A 7,324-nucleotide genomic window follows, 5' to 3' on the forward strand; every position below is an offset into this window, starting at 1 on the left:
GTTTCTAAATCCCGAGCGGGACGCTCTGGGACAGGGGTATCAGATCATCCAATCGAAAATCGCGATCGGGGCGGGAGAATTTTCCGGTAAGGGGTATCTCAAAGGGACTCAAAGCAAGCTCCAGTTTTTGCCAAAACAATACACGGACTTTGTTTTTTCGAACTTCGCCGAAGAATTCGGATTTCTGGGTTCGATCCTGCTGCTCGGCCTCTACGCTTCGGTATCGCTGCTCGGGTTGAACGTGGCGTTTATGGCTAAAGAACGGTTTGGGATGATGCTGGGCGTCGGGTTGACGGCGTTGGTCACGTCCCAAGCCGTCATTAACTTGGGAATGGAAATGGGATTGCTCCCCGTCGTCGGCGTGACGCTGCCGCTGTTCAGTTACGGCGGCACCTCCCTCATCACGACGCTTTTCGCCGTCGGTCTCCTGCTGAACATCAGCATGCGCAGATATATGTTTTAGAACCGGAGATTACGGCGTGCACTGAAACACGTCGCCCGTGGTGCCGCCGCTCACTTGGCGAACGCGATTGTTTAGCGAATCAGCAATGAAGAAACCTCCCAAACCGTCGAACGCGACTCGCCGCGGGAAGTTCAGTTTGGCGTCTTTCGGCGGGCCTCCGTCCCCGCTGAACCCGGCGATCCCCGTTCCGGCCACGGTGTCGATGGTCCCATCCGTATTGACCTGGCGGACTCGGTGATTCCGGCCATCCGCGATTAATATTTTCCCGTCCGCGTTCATGATGGCTTGACAAGGTTGCCACAATTTTGCCGATGTTGCGGACCCTCCATCCCCGCTAAATCCAAAAGCGCCGGTTCCGGCAACCGTGGAAATGATTCCATTCCGATCTACTTTTCGAATGCGGCTGTCCGATCGGTCGGCGATAAGAACCTCGCCGTTGGGCGTAACGCTGACGTCTTCGGGGCCCAAAAGCCTTGCCGTAGATGCGGGAATGCCGTCATTGTTGATCGATCCCCCTGCAAAATGGTGAATGATCCCTTGCTCATCGATCACTCGTACGCGCTCATTGTTCATATCCGCGACGTAGATCTTGCCCCGGTTGCTGACGGCGATCCCGGTCGGCAAGAAGAAGGTCGCCAATGTGGCCGGCCCTTCGTCTCCTCCGTTTCCACCGCCTCCGGTTCCAGCCACGGTGGTTATGATGCCATTAGAATCCACTTTCCGAATCTTTCGACCCGAGGTATCCAAGATATAGACCGACTCGTTGGGACCGAATTCAACATCTTGGGTGTTCACGAACTGTGCGTTCGCAGCGGGACCGCCATCGCCACTCGTTCCCGAGGTTCCCGTTCCCGCAGATGTGGAGATCATGGCGCTCGCGTCCACGCGCCGCACCCTCCGGTGGCTGCTGTCTCCGATATAGAGGATGCCATCGGCATCCGCGTTGATTCCCAGCGGCAACGAAAGCGATGCTTGCGGCGCCGGCTGTCCGTCGCCGTCAAAGACCGTCGTGCCGTCCCCCGCCCAAGTGCTGATGGTGGCGGGTCCACCCTCCGTCCGTTGAACAACCACTGCGGATGACATAGCCGTATTTCCCGCGAGGTCCGTCGCCGTAGCGATAAATGTGTTGTTTCCAGGAATTAAGGCGATCTGATCCACATGGAAGGTGTTTCCGATCAACGCCGCAAGCGTCCCGTTGACGGTGACGAACGCGACGCCGAAATGGTCCTGAACGTTACCTACAATGGAAGTGGCCGCGCTCGAGGTTTGGGTTCCAGTTGGAGGGCATAAGATCGCCACGTCGGGCATCGTCAGATCCACGAAAACGGTAACCGGCGCTGATTGCGCGCTATTCCCCGCGGCGTCCGTGGCCGTTGCGACAAGGGAATACTCCCCTCCCGGCAATGACAGATCGACCGAAAAGTCCTCTCCCTGCAAAAGGGCGGCTGCGCCCTGCACCGTAACCGAACTGACGCCGTTTTCATCTCGGGCCGTCCCCGCCACGTGGATCGTGGATTGATTTGTCAGCAGACCGTTAGGGGGCTGAACGATCGAGATCGACGGAGGCGTGGTGTCGATTCGGACCGAACCGAGTTCGCCGCTCACTTGATCCTTCACGTTGCGCTGTCCGCTGGACGAGACGAGGACTTTGCGAACCGTGTACGTAAGATGAAAGTCCCCTTCCCCTAAAGAAAAGCCTTTGGAATCTCGACCGTCCCACAAAATTTCAAGCGGGATCGACACCCAGTCGTTCCCTCGCTTTGTGAACGGGACGGCCTCCTCAAAAAAGAGCCACGAGGTTCCACCCGGCGTATCAATTCCGATCTCTCCCTCAATCGACGAGGCCGATTTGCCGTTTCCCGAACTGCCGTCGGTACCCAGCGCCTGAACCGTCAGGTGAATGACCGTTTCGTCGAGAACGTCGTCTCCATTCGGGCTGAAAAGGACAGGGCCAACTTCCGCACTTTCGACGCGGAGTTTATCCACCATGTTATACGCGTGGTCGTTTTCGGCGATTCCAGCCGAAGAATCCAACACCACGCAGGTCGCCAACACGATCCAAAGAATTTGTATTCGCATGAACAACCCCCCTCCTCTCTGTCCGCATAGGCAGCGGTCAGAGCATCCCGATATATTGGACCCTTCTGACGCGATGTTCTAGATGGCCTCCCGTTTACGGATTCGGTCTGGCCTTGCCGTCGGGGTCGACAACAGGAGTTACGTTTCGTTGACGGCAGGTGCGAGGGTTAGGTTAGAGGTATGAGCCGGGCGTAAGTGAACTGGCCCTTACAGTCCTTTCTTGACGAGAGTTTCCAGCTGCGGTCGCGGGACGGCTCCGACGACCTGGTCCACGACTTCGCCGTTTTTAAACAAAATGAGCGTGGGGATCCCGCGTATTCCGTACTGCATCGGAGTCGAAGGATTATCGTCGATATTCAGTTTCCGGAAATTCACCTGTTCACCGTACTGATTCGAGAGTTCTTCCACGAGCGGAGCGATCGCGCGGCAAGGAGCGCACCATTCGGCCCAAAAATCGACCAGCGTCGGTTTATCCGAATTCAAGACATCGGTTTGGAAACTTTGATCCGTCACCGCCTGCACCGTTCCGTCTTTTGCCATACCGTCCAACCTCCAACGACAAGTTATTGAAATTAAACTGAAACTACCTTCTTTCCCCAAAGGGTTCGGGGAACGCTAGAAGAAGTTCTCCGACGTGTCAACGGAACGGAGCGCTTCGTGGAAGCAGTGGCTTTGCTATGATACGGTTCCGCGCCCAAATTACGAATATGTCGACGCAGGCCCAATCGGTTGGATCGCTTCAAGAAACTCCGCTCGTAAAGCTGCTCCAGTGGATCGCGGACAACGCTTTTTCGGGAGTCCTGGTCTTGGCCCGGGACGAGGTCAAAAAGTCTTTCATTTTTGAACAAGGCAAGCCGGTGGCGGCTCGGTCGAACATCATGCAAGAGACCTTGGGGCAGATTTTGGTCCGCGAGGGACGTTTGACGGAGGCGCAGCTGACAAAATCGCTCGCGATGATTAAGGGAAGGGAGGCTGTTCACCAGGGGGAGGCGTTTCTTCAGATGGGCTTGATCGATCGCGCCTTACTCAACGAATCTCTCCACCAGCAACTGTTGCTCCGAATTCACGAAGTCTTTCTGTGGGCCGACGGCCGTTACGGCCTGATTCCGTCCATCCCCGAAGACACGGCGAAAATCGCGGTCGAAGAGAATCTATTGGAGATTTCTTTCCGAGGCCTCATACGAAAATACAAAGGCTCCAAGGAACCCGCGGCGGTCGATCCGAACGCGAAGCCCATGGTGGTCGGCGGCCACAACATCGACGTAGCGAAGCTTCGATTGGTGGGAAGAGAAATGGGATTCTTACGCGCGATCACCGGCGTAGCGGCGTTCAAAGACATCTTGGCAAAATCCCGGATAGAAGAGCCGGTCGCAAAAGCGATGCTCTTAGCCTTTCGCGATCTTGGAATGGTCCGTTTAAGCGATCAAGACAGCCGGGACTACGATTCAACGCAGCGCCGGTTTACCGTCCGCACGGCCGAGGCTCCCAAAGCGTCGCAACCCGCCTCGGCAAGCGCCGCGGCGAAGGCGTCAAATGAACTCGCGGCCGAGATCGCCAAAAGATTAGAGGCCAGCGCAAAGCAGACGTACTTTGAATTATTCGGCCAGGGGCAAAAAGCCACGACGGCGGAGATCAAAAAAGCGTATTTCGACCTCGCCAAAATCTTCCATCCAGACCGCCTCCCCGCGTCCACCACGAAAGAGGACAAAAAGCTGGCCGAGTCGCTCTTCGCCAAGCTTTCGGAGGCGCATAACGTTCTCTCGAACGACAACTCCCGGAAGGAGTACGAGGCTACTTTGCAACTCCAGGCGAGCGGTGTGGACGCTCAGAAAGCGAACGACATCATCCAGTCCGAGATTGAATTCCAGAAGGGGCAGATCCTGATCAAGAAGGGCGACTTCCCAGCTGCGATCGCATCTCTGCGGGAAGCGGTCAAACTTTACGAAAAAGAGCCCGAGTACCTCGTTTACCTGGGATGGGCCCTCTATCGCCAGGCTTCGAAGTCGAGGAACGCGAAGGAAGTTCAAGAAGGAAGAGCGTTGCTGGAAAAGGGTCTGAAGATGAACGGCCAATTGGTTCAGGGCTATTTTTTTCTCGGAATGATGGCCAAGAGCGAAGGTGACCTCGGCCGGGCGAAACAGCTCTATCAGAAAGTGGTCGATTTGCAGCCGAAACATCAGGAGGCCAACTCCGAACTGCGGCTCATGAACATGAGGGACACCAAACAGCAGAGCGGGGGACTCAAAGGGATATTCCGAAAAAGGGAGTAGGGAGGAACGTTCATGTTGTACGCGGAGCTGTTCGGCATCGTTTTTTATGCCCTGGCTGCCGGTTTGCTGTTTTCCGGACTCTTGTTCCGCATCCGGAGATTCGACCGGTCGGCTTTGTTGGCTCTGGCAACAGGATTTATCCTTCAAACAGCGGCTTTGGTCTGGCGGGCCGTGCAGGCTACAGGGGAAGGAAACTTGCCCCTGGCCGGCCCGTCGAATGCCTTTGCGCTTTTGGCGTGGGCATTGGTGGTTCTCGCGCTCTTGGTGAAACTTTGGCTTCATCTGGAAGCGATCGCGGCGTTTCTTTTGCCCGTGGCGATCTTTTGTTCCGCCGTTTCGCTTTTTCTCCCGGAAAAAGCGGTGCATGCCACCAACGCCGCGCGGGGATTCCTGTTCCCGTTCCACGTGGCCGTGCTTTTCGTCGGCATGGGAAGTTTTTGCGTCGCCTTTCTCGCGTCGCTTATTTACCTGATCGAAAAACGGGAACTTAAGGCCAAGAAATTAGGTCGCATCGTGGCAATGCTGCCGCCTCTGGAAAGTTTGGATCGCCTGGCCGTCCGCTCCCTTGTCGCCGGGGTGTTCTTTTTAACGCTCGGAATCGGAACAGGCATCTACCTTGCTCATTTCGTCTGGGCCGAGGACTGGGTGCGCGACCCGAAAGTGCTCTTTTCTCTCGTGACCTGGGGGTGGTACCTGCTCCTGCTGGCCGTCCGATTTTCCGCAGGATGGAAGGGGGGACGATTTTTCGCGCTGATCTCCATCGGATTCGCCTTTCTGGTGGTGACTTTTTTAGGCGTGACGTTTTTCTTTCCGACGCCGCCGACACAGGTCTTGTCCGGTTCGCATTTTTTCCGAGGAGGCGGGGGCTCATGGACTTAGTTGTATTGGGGCTGAATCACAAGACCGCGCCGCTGGAAGTGCGCGAGCAGCTCGACTTCTCGAAACACCCGAAGGACGTTTATTTGAAGAAACTGGCCGACCGCCAGTCGATCAGTTCGGGGATGGTGCTCTCGACGTGTAACCGCGTTGAAATATATGCAGCGGGAGAGGGGGAGGCCGAGCTCCTGGTGGACGTTGAACAGTTTCTGGGCGAGTTCCACCGGACAAACCGGGCCGAACTGCGCCATTTTCTTTACACCAAGACCAACCGCGAAGCGGTTCGCCATCTTTTTCGTGTCGCCGCGAGCCTCGATTCCATGATCATCGGCGAGCCGCAAATTCTGGGGCAGGTCAAGGAAGCGTATTTCGACGCCATCTCCCTGCAAATGACGAATCCCTTTTTCGACAAGCTGATTCAAAAAACCTTTTCCGTCGCCAAGAAAATCCGCACCGAGACGAAAATCGCCGAGCAGGCGGTGTCGGTCAGTCACGCGGCGGTGGATTTGGCGGAACGGATCTTCGGGGATTTGGCGGACCGAAAGGTGTTGATCTGGGGCGCCGGTGAGATGGCCGAGCTGACGGCCAAGAATCTGGCCCGGCGAAAAGTCCAGCAGATGGCCTTCACCAATCGGTCTTACGAACACTCGGCGCAGCTGGCCCGGAGCTACGGAGGTGTGCCGGTGCCGATGGACCAGGCGGACCATTATCTCGCGGACGCCGACATCGTAATTGTCTCCACCGCCGCCCCTCACTACGTCGTGACGAGACACCGCCTGGAAACCCTGGTCGCGACGAGGAAGCGGATGCCGATGTTTTTCATCGACATTTCCGTTCCACGCAATGTGGAACCGAGCGTCCACGAATTGGACGACGTCTATCTTTACAATATTGACGATCTCAAAGGGGTGGTGGACGCGAATCTCGAGCTGCGACGAGAAGAGGCGGAAAAAGCGGAGGCGATCGTCGAACTGGAAGTCGATCGCTTCTTGCGGTTGGCGGATCGTTTGAGCGTGGCGCCGGTCATCCAAGCGCTTCAAAAGAAATACGATTCCGTCACCGAGCAGGAGATGAAGCGCATTTTGGGAAGAGTACCGTCCCTGTCCGAACCCGATCAAACGGAGATCCGCCGGTCGATTGAGACCGTAGTCCGGAAAGTGCTCAACGATCCGATCCTTTTTTTGAAAGATGACGAGGCGAGGAAAGAAAGGCTCCGGCGGGCCGAGATGCTGGCCAAAGTGTTTCGTCTGGAATGGACGGAAGAGGACGAGGAAGCGTGAACCTTTTTAGAATCGGAACGCGAGGGAGCGCTTTGGCGCTGGCGCAAACCGGAATGATTCAGAAGGGCCTTTCGAGCCGTTTTCCGAAGGTCGAGTTTCGAATCGAAACCGTCAGGACCTCCGGCGACCGCGAGGCCGATCTCCCTTTCGCCGCAATCGGTGCGAAAGGGATTTTCGTCAAAGAGTTGGACGATGTGCTGCTTGCGGGAAAAATCGACGCCGCGGTTCACTCGCTCAAAGATCTTCCTTCGGAGGTCACGAAGGGAGTCGAGTTAACGGCGGTGACGACCTGCGTGGATCCCCGGGACGCCTTGGTGACCCGGGACGGCCGGACGCTGGCCACGCTCCCGAAGGGA

General features: G+C 56.6%; 7 protein-coding genes. 5 read left to right on the top strand and 2 right to left on the bottom strand.

Annotation, left to right across the window (positions count from 1 at the left end; genetic code table 11):
• A partial coding sequence (locus VI895_14845; protein HLG21076.1) for an FtsW/RodA/SpoVE family cell cycle protein occupies positions 1–463 on the top strand: 463 nt, incomplete at its 5' end.
• 9 nt (positions 464–472) lie between these two features.
• On the opposite strand, the gene VI895_14850 is transcribed toward VI895_14845, so the two are convergent.
• Both VI895_14850 and trxA read right to left on the bottom strand, forming a co-directional pair.
• Positions 473–2,542 carry a hypothetical protein gene (locus VI895_14850; GenBank protein ID HLG21077.1) on the bottom strand — a complete coding sequence of 690 codons (2,070 nt, stop codon included), beginning with the start codon at positions 2,540–2,542 and terminating at the stop codon, positions 473–475.
• 207 nt (positions 2,543–2,749) lie between these two features.
• Positions 2,750–3,082: a thioredoxin gene (gene trxA, locus VI895_14855; GenBank protein ID HLG21078.1), complete on the bottom strand. Its 333-nt coding sequence runs from the start codon at positions 3,080–3,082 to the stop codon at positions 2,750–2,752.
• Positions 3,083–3,219: 137 nt separating this feature from the next.
• Between trxA and VI895_14860 the strand changes: the two genes are divergently transcribed.
• The 4 genes from VI895_14860 to VI895_14875 form a co-directional block, all read left to right on the top strand.
• Positions 3,220–4,812: a DUF4388 domain-containing protein gene (locus VI895_14860; GenBank protein HLG21079.1), complete on the top strand. Its 1,593-nt coding sequence runs from the start codon at positions 3,220–3,222 to the stop codon at positions 4,810–4,812.
• Positions 4,813–4,824: 12 nt separating this feature from the next.
• Positions 4,825–5,691, top strand: a complete 867-nt coding sequence (ccsA, locus tag VI895_14865) for a cytochrome c biogenesis protein CcsA (protein HLG21080.1) — start codon at positions 4,825–4,827, stop codon at positions 5,689–5,691.
• Positions 5,682–6,968 carry a glutamyl-tRNA reductase gene (hemA, locus tag VI895_14870; GenBank protein ID HLG21081.1) on the top strand — a complete coding sequence of 429 codons (1,287 nt, stop codon included), beginning with the start codon at positions 5,682–5,684 and terminating at the stop codon, positions 6,966–6,968. Before ccsA ends, hemA begins: the two co-directional genes overlap by 10 nt.
• The coding region (locus VI895_14875; protein HLG21082.1) for a hydroxymethylbilane synthase at positions 6,965–7,324 on the top strand (360 nt) is incomplete at its 3' end. The genes hemA and VI895_14875, both read left to right, overlap by 4 nt.

Source organism: Bdellovibrionota bacterium (genome assembly GCA_035292885.1).
Lineage (GTDB): Bacteria > Bdellovibrionota_G > JALEGL01 > JALEGL01 > DATDPG01 > DATDPG01.